Annotated in this window: 13 protein-coding genes; 11 read left to right on the top strand and 2 right to left on the bottom strand. The window is 63.3% G+C overall.

Annotated features, from left to right (window positions below):
* Positions 1 to 10: 10 nt before the first annotated feature.
* Complete coding sequence (locus tag N6G83_RS44335; RefSeq protein WP_260516199.1) at positions 11 to 1,621, bottom strand: condensation domain-containing protein; 1,611 nt, start codon at positions 1,619 to 1,621, stop codon at positions 11 to 13.
* Positions 1,622 to 2,156: 535 nt separating this feature from the next.
* Between N6G83_RS44335 and N6G83_RS44330 the strand changes: the two genes are divergently transcribed.
* The 3 genes from N6G83_RS44330 (at position 2,157) to N6G83_RS44320 (ending at position 8,518) form a co-directional block, all read left to right on the top strand.
* The gene (locus tag N6G83_RS44330) at positions 2,157 to 4,250 is read left to right on the top strand and encodes a TonB-dependent receptor (protein WP_025304960.1); all 2,094 of its coding nucleotides are present in this window, start codon (positions 2,157 to 2,159) and stop codon (positions 4,248 to 4,250) included.
* A gap of 78 nt (positions 4,251 to 4,328) precedes the next feature.
* Positions 4,329 to 7,238, top strand: a complete 2,910-nt coding sequence (locus tag N6G83_RS44325; protein ID WP_260516198.1) for a condensation domain-containing protein — start codon at positions 4,329 to 4,331, stop codon at positions 7,236 to 7,238.
* 47 nt (positions 7,239 to 7,285) lie between these two features.
* Entirely contained in the window at positions 7,286 to 8,518 is a 1,233-nt protein-coding gene (locus tag N6G83_RS44320; protein WP_260516197.1) for a YncE family protein, read from the top strand.
* 219 nt (positions 8,519 to 8,737) lie between these two features.
* On the opposite strand, the gene N6G83_RS44315 is transcribed toward N6G83_RS44320, so the two are convergent.
* Positions 8,738 to 11,020 carry a TonB-dependent siderophore receptor gene (locus tag N6G83_RS44315; RefSeq protein WP_141971570.1) on the bottom strand — a complete coding sequence of 761 codons (2,283 nt, stop codon included), beginning with the start codon at positions 11,018 to 11,020 and terminating at the stop codon, positions 8,738 to 8,740.
* Positions 11,021 to 11,305: 285 nt separating this feature from the next.
* On the opposite strand from N6G83_RS44315, the gene fes reads away from it, so the two are divergent.
* The 8 genes from fes (at position 11,306) to N6G83_RS44275 (ending at position 23,325) form a co-directional block, all read left to right on the top strand.
* Positions 11,306 to 12,679 (top strand): enterochelin esterase, encoded by a 1,374-nt coding sequence (gene fes, locus N6G83_RS44310; protein WP_075201420.1) that lies wholly within the window; start codon positions 11,306 to 11,308, stop codon positions 12,677 to 12,679.
* Positions 12,654 to 12,860 (top strand): MbtH family protein, encoded by a 207-nt coding sequence (locus N6G83_RS44305; protein ID WP_025304965.1) that lies wholly within the window; start codon positions 12,654 to 12,656, stop codon positions 12,858 to 12,860. The genes fes and N6G83_RS44305 overlap by 26 nt, the downstream gene beginning before the upstream one ends.
* Before the next feature lie 32 nt (positions 12,861 to 12,892).
* Positions 12,893 to 16,837, top strand: coding sequence for an enterobactin synthase subunit F (locus tag N6G83_RS44300; protein ID WP_167324730.1), 3,945 nt, complete (start codon positions 12,893 to 12,895; stop codon positions 16,835 to 16,837).
* A gap of 176 nt (positions 16,838 to 17,013) precedes the next feature.
* The gene (gene entS, locus N6G83_RS44295) at positions 17,014 to 18,282 is read left to right on the top strand and encodes an enterobactin transporter EntS (protein WP_197813024.1); all 1,269 of its coding nucleotides are present in this window, start codon (positions 17,014 to 17,016) and stop codon (positions 18,280 to 18,282) included.
* A 211-nt stretch (positions 18,283 to 18,493) separates the two neighbouring features.
* Positions 18,494 to 19,699 (top strand): isochorismate synthase, encoded by a 1,206-nt coding sequence (locus tag N6G83_RS44290; protein WP_260516196.1) that lies wholly within the window; start codon positions 18,494 to 18,496, stop codon positions 19,697 to 19,699.
* A gap of 7 nt (positions 19,700 to 19,706) precedes the next feature.
* Entirely contained in the window at positions 19,707 to 21,335 is a 1,629-nt protein-coding gene (locus N6G83_RS44285) for a (2,3-dihydroxybenzoyl)adenylate synthase (protein ID WP_260516195.1), read from the top strand.
* Positions 21,336 to 21,338: 3 nt separating this feature from the next.
* Entirely contained in the window at positions 21,339 to 22,199 is an 861-nt protein-coding gene (locus N6G83_RS44280) for an isochorismatase (RefSeq protein WP_004930014.1), read from the top strand.
* A 61-nt stretch (positions 22,200 to 22,260) separates the two neighbouring features.
* Positions 22,261 to 23,325 carry a YncE family protein gene (locus tag N6G83_RS44275; protein ID WP_260516194.1) on the top strand — a complete coding sequence of 355 codons (1,065 nt, stop codon included), beginning with the start codon at positions 22,261 to 22,263 and terminating at the stop codon, positions 23,323 to 23,325.
* Positions 23,326 to 23,409: the final 84 nt, after the last annotated feature.

Raw genomic sequence — 23,409 nt, 5'->3', positions numbered from 1 at the left:
CGATTAAATCTCAGTGCTGCGGCGCCAGCGCGGCGAGCAGCGTTTTCGCATTCCGTCCTGCCTCGGGCGAGCGTTGGCAGATCAATGCCGCCAGCGCCGCCGGAGAGGGATGCGCCGCCAGATCCTGCGCCGTCAGCGCCGCCGCCAGATATTTGTTGAGCACCGTCAGCAGCGCGTTCACCCCAGCATCCGGCAGGGCCAAGCGGTGGATATCGTCGTGGTCGTGCAAGCTGGCCTCGGGAGCCACCCGCGCCAGCAGCCGGTGCAGCACCTGGCGCACCGGTGCCTGCTGCGCCAGCGCGTCGGGTGTGCATTGCGCCAACAGCTGTGACAGCGGGCGATCGAACGCCTCCGCTTGCCGTGCGGCCAGGTGCAGCAGCGCACGATAACAGGCCAGCAGGCGCGGCAGCGCGTGCTCGGGGAATGCGTCCAGCCGCACGTCCCAGTTAATCAGAATGCCGTCGTCGACGTGGGCGACCTGCGCATCCAGCGCAACCTGCGGTCCTTGAGAGATGACCCAGCCGAGACGGCCGAAGGTGTCGGTGACCCGTTCGGAAAACAGCGTCTTGCCGCGGATGCCGAAACCGGCGGTAAACACCACCGGAGAAGGCTGCAGGCTGCCGTGCAGGCGCGACAGATCGCGCATCACGTTCACGCCGGGGTAATCCGCATGTTCGATAAGCTCTGCCAGCTGTGCCATCAGGCGCCGGCAGAAAGCGCTCAGGTTTTCCGTCGGGTTCAGCTCCACGCCGAGCAGCACCAGGTTAGAGAAATCGCCGATAAGACGATGCGCGTCCTCCCGTTCGCTTTCGCGGTGGAACAGCGGCACGTTGAGCCGGAAGCGCGTCATATTCCAACCCTGGCCGACGGCCAGTGCGAACAGCGCTAAAAACAGCGTAGAGAGGGAGGTGTGGTGCCGCTTGGCGACATTCTCCAGCGCGCGGCTTTCTTCTGCATTCAGCTGTACGGCCAGGCGATCGCTGCGGCAGCGGTCCGGCGTGCGCAGCAGGCGCGGCGCCGGGGGCACCTGCGCCAGGCGTTCACGCCACCAACGCTGGCCGCGTTCGCGCCGCTGGCGTAGCGCCTCGTCGGCGTCGCGTCGTTCGAGGTGATCAAAGTAGGCCGCTGGTGCGTCATCGGAGGGGGGCAGCGGACACTGGTGATAAAACGCCGTCAGATCCTCCATCAACAGGCGAAAGCTCATGGCATCGCCGGCGATCATGTCGAGATCGACATGCAGGCGGCTGCGCCCTTCCGGCAACAGGCTCAGGCTGATATCGCAGGGCACGCCCTGTTCCAGCGGCAGCAGCTGGGTGCTTTTTGCCTGGCGTTTGGCGGCGAGCGCGGCTGCCAGCGTTGCTTCATCGGCGTGCTGCCAATCGTCGAGATGCAAGGCGTGCCGAGGGCCGGGAGGCGCGATCGTCTGCCGGCCATCGTCGGTAATGCGCAGGCGTAACAGCGGATGGTGCAGGTACAGCGCCTCGACGGCCTGGCGCAGCCGAGCGGTATCCAGCTCGCCGCCGTCGAATTCCGCATACAGGTGGGCGGCCATGCCGCCGAGGGGAGGAGCGGACTGTCGGCCTACCCAATAGGCGGCCTGCATCGTGGTCAAAGCTTTCATCGGGTATCCATTTTGATTCAGCCAACGAGACTGCAAGAATATATCCAAATGTTAATAGGAATGAAAATTATTATTATTTGATCCATTTGGCGATCGGGTGCTATCTATAAGGCGTTTTAGCGACGCCGGGCAGTGAGGGCATTGGGTGTGAATAATTTATCTATATTATTCTTAGCATTGAAATGATTGCTTGTTATTGCAGCGCTCGTTTTTCCTGCGAAAGTATAAGGGTTTCTGGCAGTTATCTTGTCAGGCCTCACACCTTTGTTGATAATGATTTGCATTAGAAAATGCAAAATATTATCATTCTTAACATTATTTTACGTTTTTATACAAGCTGCCGGCCGCTCCGCCGGCGGCTTAGCCGTGGACGGGGCCGCGCCCGTCCGGCCGCGAAAGGCATGGGTTTGCCGCAGGGATAAGCAACAGCAAGGCCGGGAAGGCCGCAGCGTCATGGTCTGTGTGAGTGTCGATGTAGGTTGTGTAAAAAAAAATCAAATTTTGTGCACCTCTGGGATGAAAGGAGAAGACATCTATGGGCAAGCATTTTGCGGCTCAACGGCATGAAAGCGTAGGAAACGGGGAAAAGGCGGGGTTGAAAGCCATTGGGGCGTTTTCCTCCGTATTTTTAGGGGTTTGTTCACTGGCGATCGGTAACGTCAACGCGGCGGAAACCAAGAGCAACGAAACCTACCAGGACGCGGAAACGCTGCTGGTCACCGGTGAGAAGATCAAACGTTCCATTTTCGACACCGGCTCCAGCGTGCAGGTGTTCGACAGCAACCGCATCGCCTCGATGCCTGACGCAGTGCAGATCCCCGATCTGCTGCGCATGACCCCCAACGTGGTGGATCTAGGCATCGGCAACGAACTGCCGACCGTGCGCGGCATCGACGGTTCCGGCCCGAACGTTGGCGCCAATGCCTTCCTCAGCGGCACCCGTCCGCGCCTCAATCTGTCGTTGGATGGCCGTTCGCTGACCTATAACGAACAGGCTTTCGGCCCACAGTCGCTGTGGGATCTGGATCGCGTCGAAGTGTTCCTCGGCCCGCAAAGCTACATTCAGGGGCGCAACGCCATCGCCGGCGCCATCGTCATGGCCAGTAAAGATCCGACCTTCGAATGGGAAAGCGCCTTCAAGGGCGGGGCCGGCAACCAGCACTCTTCACAGCTGGCCGCCATGGCGTCCGGCCCGCTGGTGGAAGATCAGCTGGCGTTCCGCGTCAGCGTCGATCGCCAGCGCCGCCGCAGCGAAGCCGATCTGCCGGCCTATGCGCCGGTGGGCGATCCACGCGAAGTGGAAGCCACCACCGCCCGTGCCAAGCTGTTGTTCAATCCGGCCGGCCTGCGCGATCTGACCACCAAGCTGACCTTTAACCACTTCGGCAGCACCGCGCCACAGAACGAAAGCCTCAACCCGCAGCCGCATCCGACCAACCCGCGCCACGATCCGCGCCGCGCCGTGTTCAAAAGCAACATGAACAGCACCATCTGGGATCTGGCCTGGGAGGCCTCTGATGCGCTGACGTTTGAAAACCGCGTTATCTATACCGATTTCAACATCAACCGTCCGACCGCTTACAACATCCAATACGCCGAGATCGACGGCCAGGAAGTTCACGTGGAGCCGGTGGTGCGCTTCGGCGGTGCGGACAGCCGCCTGCACGGGCTAGCGGGGCTGCGTTACTTCCACGGCACGCAGGATGAGTTCGTCAACATCTTCGGCGGATCGACCTTCAAAGATAAAACCGATACCCATTCGGCGTTCGCCGAGCTGACCTATGCGCTGACGCCGCAGGTGGACGTGACTGCCGCCAGCCGCCTGGAACGCGAACACCGTCGCCGCGACGGCGGCAGCCAGGCGGTGCGCATCGATTTCGACGAAACCTACACCGTGTTCCTGCCGAAGCTGGACGTGGCCTGGAAACCGACGGATACCCAAACCTACGGTGCCAAGATCGCCCGCGGCTATAACGCCGGCGGCGGCGGCATCACGATCGGCACGCCGGTGGTCAGCTACACCTACGGTTCCGAGTATGTCTGGAACTACGAGTTGTACACCCGCCATCACCTGAAAGACGCCAACGTGGTGCTGACAGGTAACATCTTCTACAACGATTACAAAGACATGCAGCTGCCGTACTCGCTGGGTGAGAACTCCAGCGTGATCCGCAACGCCGACAAGGTGGAAACCTACGGTGCGGAAATCGGCGCCACCTGGCAGCCGCGCTGGGATTTCGAGCTGTTCGGCAACCTCGGCCTGCTGAAAACCGACATCAAGAAGTTCTCGGGCAGCGGCGTGGAAGGGCATGAGCTGGCGCGCGCACCGGCTTACACCGCCAACATGGGGGCCAAATATCAGTTCCTGAAAGGATGGGAGCTGAGCAGCAACGTGGCGTTTACCGACTCCTACTATTCGCAATACGACAACGACTCGCGCGGGCGCATCGGCTCCTATTGGACGGCTAACGCCCAGCTGGCTTACACCTTCGACTACGGTCGCGCCACGCTGTATGCGAAAAACCTGTTTGATTCCGACCGTCGTGAGATGGTCAGAAGCAATGACATTTACACGGCGACTCTCCAGCGAGGCCGCCTGGTCGGCGCGGCGGTTGAGCTGAATTTCTAACGCTATCGCGATGATGGGGGACGAATGTCCCCCGTTTTATGCGCTATCCCGGCACGGCCGGGCAAAGGAGATAACGCAGTGATCGGTGATTTTGACAGCATTCTGAGCGATGAAGAGGCCCAGCGGCTGGAGAGCGCGTTTCAGGCGCTGGGCGCGCCGTCGGCGAACGGCGAGCGGCCGGTAAGCGAAGCCGAAGAACGGGCATGGTTTGCCCATCTGCAGCAGGGTGACGCACGCGGGCAGCGGGCGCTGGCCTGGCGCCTGACGGGAGAGGTGGATATCGCCCAACTGACGGCGGCGCTGCAAGCGCTGGTGCGGGAAACGCCGGGCGTGAACGTGCGTTACGTTTTTGATGACGAAAACGGTTTGGTTAAACGCGCTGCCGATTCGGCGCCGTTGCCGGTGAGCCTGCGTCAGGTGGCGGATGAACAACACGCCATTTGTCGTCTGCTGCAAGTGCAGGCGGCGCCATTTGAACTGGAAAGCGAAGCGCCGCTGCGCTGCCTGCTGTTGCTCACGCCTGCCGATGACGTGATTTTGGGCGTGGTATTGCATGACATCCTGGCGGAAGCGCTGCCGTGGCGCCATCTGCCGGCGATGCTGTCCGCCCGCTATAACGGAGATGCGATGCCTCTGCCTTTCGCGGCGGCGCCGGTCGAGCTGCCGGAAATCCCGGCGCCACAGCTGCCCTGGGCGCGCCAGGCGGTCTCGCTGCAGGATTACCGCAGCCCGGCGCAGCGTACTGAAGCGTTGCCGCCGGTGGGCGCGCGCGTGGTCACACGCATTGATCGCTCGCTGTTGCCCGCCAACGACACGCCGCGGGCCTTGCTGGCGGCGGTGGCGGCACGGTTTGCCGAGTTCGTCGCCACGCAGGCCGGCGGCCAAGCGGTGCAGCTGTGCGTGCCGGCCGCAGAAACGGCAGAGTTCGTCGGCCTGGATCTGGGCCTGACGGCGGCGCCGCTGATGCGCCTGACCGTGCAGCATGGCGAGGGCGACGTCGGGCAGCGGCTGCTGGCGCAGGCCGTGGCTGAACAGCCGGATCCGCAGCGGGCGCAGCTGCTGGTGGCCTGGCGTGACGATCTGGCCGCAGAGTGGCGGCTGGAAGGCGTTCACGCCGAACGCCTGTTGCTGCCGCCGCTGCATACGCCGTTTGAACTGGCGCTGCTATTGGGCTTGCCCGAAGCGGAAGCGTTAACGCTGGAGCTGGTCACCGACCCGCGCCTGTCTCCGCACGCGGCGCCTTTCCTGCTGGAGCAGTTCAGCGCGTTCCTGGCCGGGCAGCGAATTGCCGTCGCATTGCCGGTGGCTGAGGCCGTTTCCCCGGCGATGGCCGCGCCGGCGGCGAACGGCGACGCCAACGAAAGCGTTGCGCCGCTGATTTTGCAGGAGTTCCGTGAGGCGCTGGTGGCGCCGGAAATGACCCTGGATGAAGACTTCTTCGATCGCGGCGGCCATTCGCTGGTCGCTACCCGGGTGATCGGCCGTTTGCTGAGCCTGCATCAGATCGAAATCAACATTAACGATCTGTTCAGCCATCCGACGGCGCGTGGGTTGGCGGGCTACGCCAAACGCCTGAACGTTGCGCAGCCGAATGCCGCGCTAGCCATCGCCGACGATCATGAGGGGGCGCAGGCGCCACTGTCGCTGGCGCAGGAATCGCTGTGGAAGGTGTATGAAGCCTTCGGCCATGACGAGATTTTCAACCTGCCGTTCTCTCTGCGCTTCTTCGATGCGGTGGACGAAACGGCGCTGCACCAGGCGTTTATCGACGTCATGACTCGCCATACCGTGCTGCGTTCACGCTTTGTCGAGCAGCAGGGGGAGGTGGTGCAGGTGGTGGTGCCGGCCGCAGAACTGCCGGATTATCAGTGGTTCCGCTTCTCTCACGAGACGCCAGCGGGTAATGCCGCCGCCCTGTTGGCCGACGCCGGCCAGCACCGGTTCGATCTGGCCGCCGAGCTGCCGCTGCGCGCCACGCTGCTGCGCGATGCGGACAACGGCCAACAGCTGCTGTCGTTGCTGTTCCACCATGTGGTGCTGGATGAATGGTCGCTCAACCTGATGATGGACGAATTGGGCATCGCCTATCGCCATCGCGTCGTCGGCCAGGCGCCGCAGTGGAGCGGGCAGCCGCCGCAGTTCCACACTTTCGCCCGGCAGCAGCGGGCCTCCGGGGTGCAGCAGCAACATCTGGACTACTGGCTTGATGCGCTGCGCGGCGCGCCGGTCGGCCAGCCGATCTTCCGGCAAGAAGCATCCACCCATCCGGCGGTGCCGGCACCGGCGGACGTCAACGGCGGCTGGCTGGAGTTCGAGGTCGATCCTGCCGTGGCGGAAGGCCTGTATCAGCTTGCCCGCCGCAACAACGCGTCGCTGTTCAACGTGGTGTATGCCGGGATTACCTCGGCGCTGCGTCTGCTGGGCGGCCCGGCGGATCTGCTGGTGGGCACCTCGACTTCCGGCCGTAACGACGCCGAGTTCTTCGATACCGTCGGCTATTTCACCACCGTGGTGGTGCACCGCGTGCGCTTCGACGAAGGGCTGACGGTGGCCGGGTTGGTCAGCCAGGTGAAAAACACCATCAATGGCTCGCTGCCGTACACCGACATTCCGATCGATCTGGTGGAAGAAGGGCTGTTCGGCGTGGACGCCGACCGCAAGAACCACATGTTCGAAGTGTTCATCCAGATCCACAGCCGCATCAAGCTGAACGGCGAGTTCCGGCTGCAGGACGGCAGCACGATCGCCTACCGTCAGGTGGAGCCGGAGAAAGCCGAATCGTTGCTCGGCCTGCAGTTTGAGGTGATGGAAGACGATCTGGCCGGGAAGAAATCCCTGCGGGTGATGATGACCTACCGTCAGGACCACTACAGCCGGGAGCAGGCCAATCTGATCGCCGATGGCGTTCAGCACGTCTTTACCCAGTTTGCGCAGCACATCGCTGGCGATATCGCTCTGGCGGCGTTGCCGCCCGGGCCGCAGGCATGACGTTGTTTCACTCTAACCGAAAGCATGATTTTCAAGGAGATAAAAGGATGTCTGGAACCCTAGCAACCCCGCGCGCGCTACTGTCGCTGCTGGTGGCGGCCTCTCTGGTGGTCGCCGGCGCCGCGCAGGCGGACGATGTCGGCATCAAACCGCAGGACATCAAGCGTGAGGCGCTATCGTCGACGGTGGTGGAGATGGCCTACAGCACCTCGCAACAGGCGCTGTTCGTCAGCGCGCCGGACTGGAAGGAAGAGGCGCGCTCCCGCGTGCTGCGGCTGGATCCCAACACCCTGGCGATCAAGGCAGAGATCCCACTGCAGGTGAAAGGCTTCGGCGTGGCGCTGAACGACGCGGGCAATCGCCTGTACCTGACGCAGGCCTTCAACGGCGAAGTCGGGGTGGTGGACACCACTACCAACCACGCGCTGGGCAGCATCAAGCTGCTGGACAAAGCGGTGCTGGAGCAGGCTTACAAGCAGGCGGGCATCAGCGGCAAGCGTCTGGATTTCCTGTTGGCGGAGCTGAAGAAATTCAAAATCACCGAGGACTACCTGTACCGCCTCCGAGAGCTCAAGTATGACGCGCAAAGCGGCCGTCTGTTCCTGCCGGGTCTGGGTTTCGGCGTCGACAGCGTGCTGTACGTGGTCGATACCAAAGCCGGCAAGCTGGAGAAAGTGATCCCGGGCTTCGGCTACAACGCGGTGGGCATCACGCTGGATGAGAAGGGCCGTCGGGTATTCGTTTCCAACATGCAGGGGCAGGTGATCACCCTTAACGCCGACACGCTGGCGATCACCGCCACCCACGAAGTACAGGCCGATCAGCTGCTGAACCTGGTGTATGACCCGGCGAGCAATCGCCTGTTGGGCGTCGATCAGGGTATCGATCGCGACGACTACCGCAACCATCATCTGGGGCACGACTACGTGAAGCGCAGCAGTGGCCACCGGGTGTTTGCGCTGGATGCGGACAGCGGCAAAGTGCTGGCCAGCGAGCTGACGGATGAGGTGCCGATCGGCCTGCTACTCGACGAGCGCAGCCAGCGGCTGTATGTCGCCAACCGCAAAGGGGTACGCGTGGATCACGGCGCCGGGACGCTGACGGTGTTCGACGCCAAAACGCTCAAGCGCCTGCAAACCGTAGCCCTGCCGCCGCACCCTAACAGCCTGGCGTTGGATCCGAAAGGCGACGCGCTGTTCGTGACGGTGAAAAACGACGGCGCTTCCACCAAGGCCGGCACGCCGGAAAGCGTGGTGCGCATTCAACTGCACACCAGGTAACTGAATATAAATATAAAAAAAGGGCGCTGAGGCGCCCTTTCTAGTGGCTGACAAAGGAGGAAAAAGCGTGGTTTTTCCTCCTTTTGTGGTTATCAGCCGAAAATCAATGAATTGATTTTCCTTGTTTTCTATCTGTCGCCTAATGAAAGCCCGGCAACGTCATCCGCTTTGTCATTTACCTCAAGGGGGCTGAGCCCCCTTTGTCGTTGGGTCATGTCATCAGAAGTGGGTGTTGATGCTCATGTAGTAGGTACGGCCCGGTTCGTTGTAGGTGGCCGCGCCCGCGCCGGCGATGTTGATCGCGCCGGTAATCGGGTCGCCCACGTTCTGCGCGTTACCGGCGCGGAACTGGCGTTTGTCGAACAGGTTGTCGATGCCGGCAGTGACGCTGACGTTTTTGGTCAGGTCATAGGTCGCACTGGCGCCGACGACGGCGTAAGGGCTAACCTCGCGGGTTTCGCCGCCGGTGGCCGGTTTACCCTGGTAGTTGTACTTCTTCGGCTTCTGACGGCCGTACCAGGTCAGGGTGGACTGCATCGACAGATCCTGCGTAGCCTGCCAACTGAGGGTCGAGTTGACGGTGAACTTCGGGATCACCGACAGGTAATCGCCGGTGGTCTTGTTCTTGTTCTCGATCATGTAAGTGGCGTTGTTGCTCCAGGTGACGGTCTCGCTGACCGGCACGTTCAGCGAGCCTTCCAGCCCCTGCACCACCGCCTTCGGTACGTTCTCCCACTGATAGACCGCCGTGCCGGTGCTGCTGGTGGCGATGCGCGAGTTACCCGCTTCAATCTTGTTGTGGTAATCGTTGCGGAAGTAGGTGACGCCGGCCAGCCAGCCTTCGTTATGGAACTCCAGCCCGATCTCTTTGTTGACGCTGGTTTCCGCCTTCAGATCGTCGTTACCGAGCAGGTAGCAGCCGTTTCTGACATCGCTGCCCGCACACCCTTGGCCTTTGCTGTACAGCAGGTAGTTGCCGTTGGTCTGGTACAGGGTCGGCGCCTTGTAAGAACGGGCGATGCCCATTTTCAGCGTGAAGTAGTCGCCCAGTTCCTGCGACAGGTTCAGCGCCGGGCTCCAGTTGTTGCCGGATTCTGAATGCAGATCGTAACGCAGACCCGGCGTCAGCATGGTGGTGTCGGTCAGCTCGATGTTGTCTTCGGCGAACAGCGAGAAGATATGCGCGGAAGCGTAAGGGCTGCGCGTGCCGTTGCCCATGCCGGGAATAGTGCCGCCCATCAGCGTTTGGCTGGTGGACGTGCCGTCTTTCATCCGCTGTTGGGTCCACTCGGTACCCAGCGTGGCGGTCTGTGAAACGCCCAGCTCAAACGGCACGCTGACTTCGCTGTGCGCCAGGAAGTCGTCCAGCTTGGTGGTGCCGAAACCGGTATTTTTGGTGTCGAAGATGCCTTCGGTGCCGCCGGCCAAGCCCTCGTTCAGGCGGGTGTTGCGGGTGCGCTCGAACTGCACGTAGTTGTTGGTGCTCACGCCGTTGTCCCAGGCGCCGCGGTGGGTCAGGCCGAAGGTTTCACGGTAGATGCGGTTGGTCTCTTTGCCGTAGTTGCTCTGCACCAGGGCATTGGTGTTGGTGTTCTGGGTATCGCCAGAATACAGGTTGCCCTGGCGGCCGTAGGCGTACTCGAACTCCAATGACTGCAGATGGGCGAAGTCCCAGTGCAGCAAGGCGTCGATGTTTTTATCGACCACCCCTTCACGCCCGGCGGGCAGGCTGTTGGCGTAGGCGCCTACGCGTTCGGACTTGTGTGATTCGTTAATGTCCCAGGCGTCGGCCTGCGTTTTGCTGTAGCCGCCGAACAGGCGGAAGCTCAGGGAGTCGCTCAGCGGGCCGGACAGGCTGAAGTCGGTGCGCTTGGTGGCGCCTTCCTGCTTGTGCTGCGGCACGTTGAAGTAGCCGTTCAGCGAGCCGTGCAGCGCATCACCGGCCTTCTTGGTGATGATGTTGACCACGCCGCCCGCGGCGCCGTTGCCGTAGCGCGCTGCGGCAGGGCCGCGCAGTACTTCGATGCGCTCGATCATTTCTGGCGGCACCCAGGCGGTATCGCCGCGCGAGTCGCGCTCGCCGCGCCAGCCCTGACGCACCGAGTTGCGGCTGGAGGCCGGTTTGCCGTCGATCAGAATCAGGGTGTTTTCCGGGCCCATGCCGCGGATATCGATCTGGCGATTGTTGCCGCGCTGGCCGCTGGTGGAGTTGCCGGTCAGGTTAACCCCGGGCATGGTGCGGATCAGTTCGCTGATGTCGCGCGCCGGCGGGCGTTTTTTGATCTCTTCGGCGGTGATGGTGGACACCCCCGGCGCCTGCAGGTTCTGCCGGGCGGCGGTCACGACGATGGTGTCTTCGCCGCGCGGCTTTTTATCCGCTGTGCCGCTGTTTTCTTCCGTGGTGGGGGTGTCGGTCTGCTGCGCGGCGTTGGCGAACGCGGACGCGCCCAATCCCAAGCCGATAAGAGTGGCTAAAGAATAACGTGATAGCTTGCTTTTCATTTGAGTGTCCTACCTTGCTGCCATCCCTCGCCGAACGGGGGGGAAGGGCGGTTGTAGTTTTTGTGTAGTCGGAAATAGAAAATCGGCTGCGGCAAGGGATGCCATTGATGTATCCCCGATCCCTGTCCGTTGCGCGCAATACCAGCACGATCTCCAAGCCTTACACACTATTGCAAATGCAAATTATTATCAATAGTATTTGGCGTACAGTGCGTTCGGGCGGTGGCCGGCGATAGGGAAAAGTCGACGTTCCCGGTGCCGCCAACTACAAAATGGGTAGGCGTTGTGAATACAGAACTACAGTCAGAAAGCAGCAGATTATTGGCCAGCAGCAATGCGGGCAGTCCAGGGTGGTGGTTGACGGTGGCACGGCGCGGTACGCCATGGGTAGAACCGGCGGGTAACGGCCGCTGGCGAACCACCTTTTTCTGGCGCGATCCTCAGGGATGCGAATTGACCTCCGCCTACCGTCGCGTGTGGATTAACATTAACTGCTTGACCGACCATCACCAGCCGAATCCGCCGCAAAGCCTGCAGCGTTTGGCCGGTACCGACGTGTGGTACTGGCAGACCGAGCTGAGCGGCGCCTGGCGCGGCAGCTACTGCTTTATCCCCTGTTTTGACGAGCGGCCGCCGGCGTTCAGCGGCGACGATGCGCACGCCAACATGCACAACCTGCGCCACTGGTGGCATCAGGTGTTCGCCAGCGCCACCCCCGATCTGCTCAACCCTTATCGCTCCTGGCAAAGCGCCAGCGGCCACAGCGTCTCCGGCCTGCACATGCCGGATGCGCCGCCGCAGCCGGTATGGCGCTCGTTCGACGAGTATGAGATCGCCAGCGGGCGCTGCACGCCGCCGCTGCCGGCGCGTTTGCAGCGCCATACCTGGTGCAGTGAGCGCCTGGGCAACAGCCGCGATGTCTGGATCTACACGACCGGCGACAGCAAGCCGGCCGAGCGCCCGCTCGCGATCCTGCTCGACGGCCAGTTCTGGGCGAAGCAGATGCCGGTTTGGGAGCCGCTGATGCAGCTGACCCGCGAGGGGGCGTTGCCGGAAGCGGTGTATGTGCTGATCGACATCATCGATCTGCCGCACCGGGCGCGAGAATTAACCTGCAAGGACGATTTCTGGCTGGCGGTGCAGGAAGAATTGATGCCGCAGCTGGCCGACTGGGCGCCGCACAGCGACAAACCGGCCGACACGGTGGTGGCGGGGCAAAGCTTTGGCGGCCTGGCTTCCCTGTATGCCGGGCTGCGCTGGCCGCAGCGCTTCGGCGCGGTGATCACCCAGTCCGGTTCCTACTGGTGGCCGCGGCGCGACATGCTGCAGCTGCCGAGCATTCCCGACGATGCCTGCTGGCTGATGCAGCAGGTGGAACGGCACGGTTTGGGCAACCACGGCGCGCTGAAGGTATTTATGGAAGCCGGTTCGCAGGAAAAGCTGGTGCACCGGGTCAGCGGCGAAATGGCGGTGCGCCTGAGCGACGCTGGCCATCGGGTGCACTACCGGGTGGTGGAAGGCGGGCACGACGCGCTGTGTTGGCGCAGCGGCCTGACCGATGGGCTGCAGGCGGTCTGGGCTTCCGCTTTCGCCACCGCTTACCCGGCATCGGCGACGGCACGAGGAACACATGATGGAAAGCCTGAATCCGTTCGATGATCAACAGCAGCGCAGCCTGGTGCTGCGCAACGTACAACAACAATACAGTTTGTGGCCGGATTTCCGCGCCATTCCGTCCGAGTGGACGATCGTCTTTGGCCCGGCGGCGCACACCGCGTGCGCCGAATGGCTGGAACAGCATTGGCAAGACATTCTGCCGGTCGCAGCACGCGAGGCGTGACCGGCGCCAGGTAATCACGGGAGCAATAAGCAGTGTCACACACCCCTAACTCTCTCAGCGGCCCGGCGCTTGCGGGCGAATGGCCGTTGGTCGCGGCGCAACCCGGCATCTGGGTCGCCGATCAAATCTCACCGCATCGCAATGCCTACGCGGTCGCACATGCCATCGAACTCAACGGCCCTGTCACCGTAGAGCCTCTGCTGCAGGCCATCATCCAGGGCCTGAGCGAGGTGGACATGCTGCGCCTGCGTTTTGCGGAACGCGATGGCGTGCCGGTGCAATGGCTGGACGACGCGCTGGCGGTGCACGAGCCGGAACTTGTCGATCTGACGACGTCGCCGGACCCTGAAGCCGCCGCGCGTGCGCTGATGGACATCGATCTGGCGAGCGATCTGCGCGCCGGCAGCGGCGCACCGCTGTATCGCCATGTGGTGATGCGCCTGGCGGACGATCGCTGGTTCTGGTATCAGCGCTATCACCATCTGCTGGTGGACGGTTTCAGCTTCACCGCCATCGCTCGCCGTGTGGCGGCGATTTATACCCACCTTTGCCGCGGCGACGCGCTGGAGCCGACGCCATTTACGGCGTTCAGCGACGTGGTTGCGGAATACCAGGCTTACCGGCAGGCGCCGGCCTGGCAACGCGACGCCGATTTCTGGCTCGAAAAAGCGCGGCAGTTGCCGCCGCCGGCCACGCTCTGCCCGCAGCCGCTGGCTGGGCAAACGCCCACGCCGCGCATCCATCGATTGGAACAGCGCTGCGATCCGCAGGCCTTCGCCGAACTGGTGCAGTGTGGCGCGCAGCAGAAGTTGAACGCCGCCGATATGGCGGTGGCGCTGGTGGCGCTGTGGGTATCGCGCCTGAGCGGCCAACCGAGCTTCAGCGCCGGTTTTATCTTTATGCGCCGCACCGGATCGGCCGCCCTGTGCGCTGCCGGCCCGGTGATCAACGTGTTGCCGATGGAGATGCACCTCGAGCCGCAGGCCACGCTGTATGAGGCTGCCACCCGCATCAGCCGCGAGCTGAAAACGGTGCGCCGCCATCAGCGCTACGACGCCGAACAGGTGCAGCGCGATCTGGGCCGCATCGGCGACGGCGAACCGCTGTACGGCACGGTCTTCAACTTCAAAATGTTCGATTACCAGCTGGATTTCGCCGGTATCGAAGGCATTACCCACGATCTGGCCTCCGGGCCGGTGCGCGATCTGGAGATTGCGCTGTTTATCGACGAACACCATCAGCTGAAGGTGGAGCTGCTGGCCAACGCCGAGCGTTACAGCCGCCAGGAACTGCAGGCGCACCTGCAGCGGTTGCCGCTGCTGCTGGCGCAGTTCGCCGCGCAGGCAACGTTGCCGATCGGCGAAGCCGATATGCTGACCGCCGACGATCACGCGCTGCTGGCGCGGGTCAACGACACGGCGCACCCGGTGCCGGCGACCACGCTGAGCCAGTTGCTGGCGCAGCAGGCGCAAACCACGCCGGACGCACCGGCGCTGGCGGATGCGCATTTCAATTTCACCTACCGCGAAACGCGCGAGCAGGTTACGGCGCTGGCGCGCGAGCTGGTGGCGCAGGGCGTGCGGCCGGGCGACATCGTGGCAGTGGCGCTGCCGCGTTCGGTGTTCCTGTCGCTGGCGTTGATGGCGATCGTGGAAGCGGGCGCCGCCTATCTGCCGCTGGACACCGGTTATCCGGACGAGCGGCTGGCGATGATGCTGGAAGACGCCGCGCCCCGGCTGGTCATCACTAACCCGGCGCAGCAGGCGCGTTTCGCCGACAAGGGCGAAATCTTGCTGTATGACGCGCCGCTGGCGGCCGATCACGCCGCCGGGGTGGCGATCGCGGGCCCGACGCCGGACCATGCGGCCTATATCATCTTTACCTCCGGCTCCACCGGGCGCCCGAAAGGCGTGCTGGTCGGCCATCAGGCGATCGTCAACCGCCTACTGTGGATGCAACACCAGTATCCGCTGGGGGCGGACGACGCGGTGCTGCAGAAAACGCCGTGCAGTTTCGACGTCTCGGTGTGGGAATTCTTCTGGCCGCTGATGGTCGGCGCCCGGCTGGTGATGGCGCCGCCGGAGGCGCATCGCGATCCGCAGCAGCTGCAACAGCTGATCGCACAACACCGCATTACCACGATGCACTTCGTGCCGTCGATGCTGGCGGCCTTCGTCGCTGCCCTGGACGACGACGCGGCGGTGGCGAACTGCGCCGCGCTGCGCCAGGTGTTCTGCAGCGGCGAAGCGCTGCCGGCGGAGCTGTGCCGCCTGTGGCAAAGCCGCACGGCGGTGCCGTTGCATAACCTCTACGGCCCGACCGAAGCGGCGGTGGACGTGACCTGGCATCCGGCCTACGGTGACGCGCTGGCGAAAGTGACCGGCGCCAACGTGCCGATCGGTCTGCCGGTGTGGAACACCGGGCTGCGCATTCTGGACGCGCGCCTGCGGCCGGTACCGCCGGGCGTGGCGGGCGATCTGTATCTGACCGGCGTGCAGCTGGCGCACGGCTACCTGGGCCGGCCGGATCTGACCGCCAGCCGCTTTGTCGCCGATCCGTTCGGCGAGGGCGGGCGCATGTACCGCACCGGCGACGTGGCGCGCTGGCTGCCGGACGGCACGGTGGAATATTTAGGCCGCAGCGACGATCAGCTGAAGATCCGCGGGCAGCGTATCGAGCTGAGTGAAATCGACCACGCCTTGCTGTCGCTGCCGGGCGTGCGCCAGGCGGTGACGCACGCGCTGGTGCTGCAGGGCACGCCGGTGGATGCCGGCGGCGATGCGCGCCAGCTGGTGGGCTATCTGGTGATGCAGCCTGGCGCGAGCTGGGATGCGCAAGCCCTGCGCGCAGCGCTGGCCGACCGTCTGCCGCCGCACATGGTACCGGTGGCGCTGGTGGAAATGAGTGATTTGCCGCTGAGCGCCAACGGCAAGCTGGATCGCAAGGCCTTGCCGCAGCCGCAGGGCGGTGAGCGCAAGGCAGGACGGCCGCCGCAGGCCGGGCTGGAAAGCGAGATCGCGGCGGTGTTCGCCCGTTTGCTGCAGCGCGAGCAGGTGTTCGCCGACGACGATTTCTTCGCGCTCGGCGGCCATTCGCTGCTGGCGATGCGGCTGGCGGCGGAGCTGCGCCGCGATCTGGGCAAGGCGGTGTCCGTCGGCCAGGTGATGGTGGCGTCGCGCGTTGAGCAACTGGCTGTCTTGCTGGCGGAAGATCGCACGCAGGAAGAGGCCGATCGCAGCGGCTTCGACAGCGTATTGCCGCTGCGCGTCACCGAGGGGCCGACGCTGTTCTGTCTGCACCCGGCGTCCGGCTTCTCCTGGCAGTTCAGCGTATTGCCGCGCTATCTCGATCAGCACTGGTCGCTGGTCGGTATCCAGTCACCGCGGCCGGATGGCCCGCTGGCGCTGAGCGAAGATATGGATCAGGTGGTGGATGCCCACCTGCAGACGGTGTTGCAGGTCCAACCGCACGGGCCATACCACTTCATCGGCTACTCGCTGGGCGGCACGCTGGCCCAGGGCATCGCCGCCCGGCTGCAGGCGCGCGGCGAAGAGGTGGCGTTCCTCGGCCTGCTGGATACTTATCCGCCGGAGACCCAAAACTGGGACGTGATGCTGGACGACAACGTGTTGAAGGAAGTGCAGCGCGAGCGCGAGCAGTTTCTGGCGGTGTCGCAGGATACGCTCGATCCGGCGCTGGGCGAGACGCGCACGGCGATGTTCGACAACATCGAAGCCAACTACGCCGATTCGGTGCGGTTGCTGTCGCACACGCGTACCGCCCGTTTCCATGGACAGGCGACGCTGTTCGTCGCCAAACGTACGCTGCAGGAAGGGATGGACGTGCAGCAGACCTGGTCGCAGTACGTCGATGCGCTGCAGGCGCACGAGCTGGACTGCGCGCATGTCGATATCGTTTCGCCGGCGTCGTTCAAAGTGCTGGGGCCGCTGCTGAACCGGATCTTGCGCACGCTGTGATCGCGCCCGTCATCTCGCCGCCAGGCACGGGGATTACCCCGCGTGTGGCGGCGTTTCTTGCGGTTGCTCACAATTGAATATCAATGATTTTTATTATCATTATTGATTTCGTCATCTGTGCTAGCATAGCGGTCCGCAATTGCAGAATCCCCGTTTAAAGATGTGGTGAACAACCGATGAGTAGCAAACCCTCCATCCTGCTTGATTTCAGCCTGTTGAAAACTAACCGGGCTTTCCGCGCGGTGTTCTGCGCGCGCTTTATCTCCATTGTGGCGCTGGGGTTGATGGCGATCGCCATCCCGGTGCAGATCCAGGCGCTGACCGGTTCCACCCTGCAGGTCGGGTTGGCGGTGACGCTGGCCGGCGGCGGCATGTTCGCCGGGCTGCTGATGGGGGGCGTATTGGCCGATCGCTATGAGCGGCGCCGGTTGATCCTGTTCGCGCGATCCACCTGCGGCATCGGCTTCGTCGGCCTGTGCCTCAACGCCCTGTTGCCGTCGCCTTCGCTGGCGGCCATTTATCTGTTGGCGGTGTGGGACGGTTTCTTCGGCGCGGTGGGGGTGACGGCGCTGCTGGCGGCCACGCCGGCGCTGGTGGGCCGCGAAAACATCGTGCAGGCGGGCGCCATCAGCATGTTGACGGTGCGCTTCGGCTCGATTCTTTCCCCGGCGATTGGCGGCCTGGTGATCGCCCATATGGGCATTGCCTGGAACTACGGCCTGGCGGCGTTCGGCACCCTGCTGACGCTGTTGCCGTTGCTGAGCCTGCCGCAGCTAATGCCGCCACCGCAGCCGCGTGAACACCCGCTGCGCGCGCTGGCGGGCGGCTTCTCCTTCCTGTTCCAGAACAAGGTGATCGGCATGGTGGCGCTGATAGGCGCGCTGCTGACCATGGCCAGCGCGGTGCGCGTACTGTACCCGGCGATGGCGGAAAGCTGGCACATCGACGCTGCCCACCTCGGTTATATGTACGCCGCCGTGCCGCTCGGCGCGGCCATCGGCGCGTTTACCAGCGGGCGCGTGGCGCACGTGGCGCGCCCCGGCTGGGTGATGCTGCTGACGGCGATCGCGGCGTTCGCCGCCATTGGCCTGTTCGGCCTAATGCCGTGGTACAGCCTGGCGTTGCTGTGCCTGGTGGCGTTCGGCTATCTGAGCGCGCTGAACTCGCTGCTGCAATACGGCCTGATCCAGAGCCTGACGCCGGACAACTTCCTCGGCCGCATCAACGGCCTGTGGACGGCGCAGAACGTGGTGGGCGATGCGCTGGGCGCGTTGCTGCTGGGGGCGATGGGCGCCTTCATGCTGCCGGCGATGAGCGCCAGCGGTTTCGGCTTCGGCGCGGCGCTGCTCGGCATCCTGTTGCTGTTCGCCATGACCGGTTTGCGCCAGGTCACGCTGCACAAACCGGAGCCGCATAACGAGGCGCAACCAGCTAGCGAAAAGTAATGTCATGCGCTAATGCGACGCTGTGGGATCAAATAGCAATGCTTATCATCGGCATGCGTAAAACCCACAGCGTTTATGTCATGATTTCGAAATGAAAGAAGTGCTTACGTTTATTGACATAGCAAATATCGGCGAGTAATTTAGCGCGGAATTAACTCAAATGATAATCATTATTATATTGGTTATCACTTCAAAAGATGAGGGCGAAGCGATGGATACTGCCGTGAACGACATCAATCGAAAGGAAATGCAGGAGCGCGAAGAACACCGGTTCGCCGCTGATTTTTCTCCGGCGTCGGGCTTCTTCTTTACCTCCCCTTTCCGCAGCTTGACCACCACCGGTTGTTTCAGCCGCATTCGCCTGCCGGCCGCGGACGGCGCCGATCTGAACGGCGAGTTCCAGCGCAGCGTACGGCAGGCGTTTGCCGAAGCCCGTCAGGCCGGCATCAAAAAACCGCTGCTGTGCGGCGCCATCCCGTTCGATACCCGGCAGCCTTCGGCGCTGTTTATTCCGCAGCAGAGCCGCTGGTTCGATCGCGCCGCTTTTATGGCTGGCGTTCGGCCGCCGGCGAACGGTCCTGAACTGGCCGGCGTGACGGAGCTGCCGCCGCAGCAGCCGTTTATGAAGATGGTCAGCGATGCCGTCGACGCGATGAAGGCCGGTGAGCTGGATAAAGTGGTCTTGTCGCGCCTGCTGGAGATCGAAACGCGCCAGCCGGTGGATCGCCATGCGCTAATGGCGCGCGTGATCGCCCAGAACCCGCAAGGTTTCCATTTCCATGTGCCGCTGGAGCAGGGCGCGCTGTTGGGCGCCAGCCCGGAGCTGCTGCTGCGCCAGGACAGCGGCCGTTTCTATTCTAACCCGCTGGCCGGTTCCGCCCGGCGCGAGGCCGATCCGCAGCGCGATCGCGAAGTGGGGGAGCGGCTGATGGCCTCGGCGAAAGATCGCCATGAGCATCGCATCGTCACCGAAAGCATGCGTGACGTGCTGGCCGGCCGCTGCCGCTACCTGAACGTGCCGCAAACCCCTGAACTGCTGACCACCACGACGCTGTGGCATCTCTCCACGCCGATCGACGGCGAGGCGGCGTCTCCAGACGAAAATGCCCTGTCGCTGGCCTGCCTGCTGCACCCGACGCCGGCGCTGTGCGGCATGCCGACGGCCGAGGCGCACGCCCTGATCGGCAAGCTGGAGCCGTTCGATCGCGGCCTGTTCGGCGGCATCGTCGGCTGGTGCGACGACGAAGGCAACGGCGAGTGGGTTGTGACTATCCGCTGCGGCACCGTTGACGGCAACCGGGTACGGCTGTTCGCCGGCGCCGGCATCGTGGAAGACTCTTCACCCGAATCTGAATGGCATGAAACAGGCACCAAACTCAGCACCATTCTGCGTGCCTTTGGTATGAATCAAGGATAACGACAAGATGAGCATTGCCTTTACCCCCTGGCCGGCGGAGTTCGCCAGCCGCTATCGCGAGCGCGGCTACTGGACTGACAAGCCGCTGACCGAGATCCTCGACCGCCAGGCCAACAACGACGCCCCGGCGATTATCGATGCCCAGGGCAGCCTGACCTACCGCGAGCTGCAGCAGCGCTCCGATCGCCTGGCGGCCGCTTTGCTGCGCCGCGGCGTGAAATCCGGCGATACCGCGTTGGTCCAACTGGGCAACGTGGCGGAGTTCTATATCGTGTTCTTCGCGCTGCTGAAGATTGGCGTGGCGCCGGTCAACGCGCTGTTCAGCCATCAGCGCAGCGAACTGAATGCCTATGCCGAGCAGATCAAACCGGCGCTGCTGATCGCCGACCGCCAGCACGCGCTGTTTGCCGACGACCAATTCCTGAACGCGTTCCGCGATGCGCATCCTTCGCTGCGTGTCGTGGCGCTGCGCAGCCAGCCCGAGGGTGAGCTGGCGCTGGCCGCCTGGCTGGACGAAGCCAGCGACGGTTTCGTCGCGCAGCCTTCTGCGGCCGATCAGGTGGCGTTCTTCCAGCTTTCCGGCGGCAGCACCGGTACGCCGAAGCTGATCCCGCGTACCCACAATGACTACTACTACAGCATTCGCCGCAGCGTGGAGATCTGCCGTTTCGACGCGCAGACCCGCTATCTGTGCGCGCTGCCGGTGGCGCACAACTACCCGATGAGCTCGCCGGGCGTGTTGGGTGTGTTTTATGGCGCGGGGCGGGTAGTGTTCGCCGCCGATCCGGACGCCGCGCAGTGCTTCCGCCTGATCGAACAGCACCAAATCAACGTGACGGCGCTGGTGCCGCCGGCGGTCACGCTGTGGCTGCAGGCGATCGAAGAGTGGGGCGGCAATGCCCAGCTCGCCAGCCTGAAACTGCTGCAGGTGGGGGGCGCCAAGCTAGGCGAAACGCTGGCGGCGCGCATTCAGAACGAAATCGGCTGCCAACTGCAGCAGGTGTTCGGCATGGCGGAAGGGCTGGTGAACTACACCCGGCTGGACGACGACGAACGCCACATTCTGACGACGCAAGGGCGGCCGATGTCGCCGGACGACGAAGTATGGGTGGCGGATGACGACGGCAATCCGTTGCCGGCGGGCGAGGTCGGCCGGTTGATGACGCGCGGGCCTTATACCTTCCGCGGTTACTACCAGAGCCCGGCGCACAACGCCGACGCCTTCGACGCTGACGGTTTCTACTGCTCCGGCGATCTGATCAGCATCAGCGAAGACGGTTACATCACCGTGCAGGGGCGGCAAAAAGATCAGATCAATCGCGGCGGGGAGAAGATCGCCGCCGAGGAGATCGAGAACCTGCTGCTGCGTCACCCGGACGTGATCAACGCCGCGTTGGTGTCGATGCCGGACGCGCTGATGGGGGAGAAGAGCTGTGCCTATATCATCGCCAACGCTCCGCTGAAGCCGGTGGTGCTGCGCCGCCACCTGCGCGAACAGGGCGTGGCGGACTTCAAACTGCCGGATCGCTTTATTCAGGTGGACAGCCTGCCGCTGACCCCGGTCGGCAAAGTGGACAAAAAACGGCTGCGCCAGCAGCTCGACGCGCAACTACAGACTCAGGCTCAGGGAGATTAATCGATGGCCATTCCAAAACTTAATGACTACGCGCTGCCGACGGCGGACGAACTGCCGCAAAATAAAGTCACCTGGCAGGTAGAACCGCAGCGCGCCGCGCTGCTGATCCACGATATGCAGCAGTATTTCCTCAATTTCTGGGGCGAAGACAGCGCGCTGATCAAACAGGTGGTGGAGAACATCGCCAACCTGCGCCGCTACTGCAAACAGCAGGGCATTCCGGTGTTCTATACCGCGCAGCCGAACCAGCAGAGCGATGAAGACCGCGCGCTGTTGAACGACATGTGGGGGCCGGGCCTGAACAAGCACCCTGAGCAGCAGGCGGTGACCGCCGCGCTGGCGCCGGACGAAGACGACACGGTGCTGGTGAAATGGCGCTACAGCGCCTTCCACCGCTCGCCGCTGCAGGAGATCCTGCAGGAGTCCGGCCGCGATCAGCTGATCATCTGCGGCGTGTATGCGCACATCGGCTGCCTGACCACCGCCATTGACGCCTTCATGCGCAACATCCAGCCGTTCATGGTGGCCGACGGCCTGGCGGACTTCTCGCGCGACGAACACCTGATGGCGCTGCGCTATACCGCCGGCCGCTGCGGCCGGGTGGTGACCACCGCGTCGCTGTTACCGGCGGCAGGCATTGCCAGCATCGATGCGCTGCGTCAGCAGATCCTGCCGCTGCTGGACGAAGACAGCGAAGACATGGGCAACGATGAAAACCTGATCGATTATGGCCTGGATTCGGTGCGCATCATGGAGCTGGCGACCCGCTGGCGCAAGATCCGCGGCGACATCGACTTTATCGCGCTGGCGCGCAACCCGACCATCGACAGCTGGTGGGCGCTGCTTTCCGAAGAGAAAGCCTGATTTTAATAACGATGAGAGGGCGGCCGCTCGGCTGCCCCGTTGGCTCTATAAGGAGATTTCGATGAATGCTTTGATCACCAAGGGAAAACGCGCGGCATTCCCGCTGATGCTGCTGTCCACGCTGCTGTTCTCCAACTCGTTGCTGGCGCAGACTGCGCCGGAAGTGCTGCGCAAGCCGGTTGGCAAGGGCGCCTATGAAATGGCCTACAGCCCGAGCGAGAACGCGCTCTACCTGGCGACGTCGCAGAGCCGCAAGCTGGACAAGGGCGGTATCGTCTACCGTCTGGATCCGACCACGCTGGACGTGACCCAGATTATTCATAACGACATCAAGCCGTTTGGCGCCGCCGTCAACGCTAAAACCGGCACGCTGTTCTTCGGTAACACCGTCAATAACTCGGTGACCGCCATCGACGCCAAGACCGGCGAAGTGAAAGGCCGCCTGGTGCTGGACGCGCGCCAGCGCTCTGAGACCGTCAAGCCGCTGGCGCCGCGCGAGCTGGTGGCGGATGCCGACAGCGATACCCTGTACATTACCGGGCTGGGTGAATCCAGCGTGGTGTGGGTGGTGGATGGCAAGGATCTGACCCTGCGTGCCACCGTGACCGACACCGGCAAATACGGCACCGGCCTGGCGCTGGACGCCGCCGGCAAGCGCCTGTACGTCACCAACGCCGACGGCGAGCTGGTGACCATCGATACCCAGAGCAACAAGGTGCTGTCGCGCAAGAAGCTGGATGAGGCTAAAGAGCACTTCTTCCTGAACATCAGCCTGGATACCGCCACCCATCGCGCGTTCATCACCGATTCCAAGCAGCCACAGGTGCTGGTGGTGGATACCCGCAGCGGCAACATCCTGAGCAAGATCGACGTGCCGGAATCGCTGGCGGTGCTGTTCAACCCGGCGCGCAATGAAGTTTACGTGACCCATCGCCAGGCGGGTGAAGTGAGCGTGATCGACGCCAAGAGCTACAAGGTGCTGAACACCATCAAGACGCCGACCCACCCGAACAGCCTGGCGCTGTCGCCGGACGGCCAGACGCTGTACGTTAGCGTCAAGCAGGCTTCCAGCCGCGAGAAAGAAGCGACCGCGCCGGACGACGTGATCCGCGTAGCGCTGAAATAATCCCGCGCAGGGTAAACCCCCTCGAACAGGCGAAGCGGCGACGCTCCGCCTGTTTTTTTTTTCGCCGTGCGATCTGCGGTATAA

Source organism: Serratia sp. PL7 (assembly GCF_945957435.1).
This window is presented reverse-complemented; position numbering and strand designations above follow the sequence as displayed.

Bases quoted from the DNA above. Each gene is read 5' to 3' on its own strand.
- N6G83_RS44320 (WP_260516197.1), top strand. From the start codon at position 7,286: ATGTCTGGAACCCTAGCAACCCCGCGCGCGCTACTGTCGCTGCTGGTG.
- N6G83_RS44285 (WP_260516195.1), top strand. From the start codon at position 19,707: ATGAGCATTGCCTTTACCCCCTGGCCGGCGGAGTTCGCCAGCCGCTAT.
- entS (WP_197813024.1), top strand. From the start codon at position 17,014: ATGAGTAGCAAACCCTCCATCCTGCTTGATTTCAGCCTGTTGAAAACT.
- N6G83_RS44305 (WP_025304965.1), top strand. From the start codon at position 12,654: ATGGAAAGCCTGAATCCGTTCGATGATCAACAGCAGCGCAGCCTGGTG.
- N6G83_RS44330 (WP_025304960.1), top strand. From the start codon at position 2,157: ATGGGCAAGCATTTTGCGGCTCAACGGCATGAAAGCGTAGGAAACGGG.
- N6G83_RS44335 (WP_260516199.1), bottom strand. From the start codon at position 1,621: ATGAAAGCTTTGACCACGATGCAGGCCGCCTATTGGGTAGGCCGACAG.
- N6G83_RS44280 (WP_004930014.1), top strand. From the start codon at position 21,339: ATGGCCATTCCAAAACTTAATGACTACGCGCTGCCGACGGCGGACGAA.
- N6G83_RS44275 (WP_260516194.1), top strand. From the start codon at position 22,261: ATGAATGCTTTGATCACCAAGGGAAAACGCGCGGCATTCCCGCTGATG.
- N6G83_RS44290 (WP_260516196.1), top strand. From the start codon at position 18,494: ATGGATACTGCCGTGAACGACATCAATCGAAAGGAAATGCAGGAGCGC.
- N6G83_RS44315 (WP_141971570.1), bottom strand. From the start codon at position 11,020: ATGAAAAGCAAGCTATCACGTTATTCTTTAGCCACTCTTATCGGCTTG.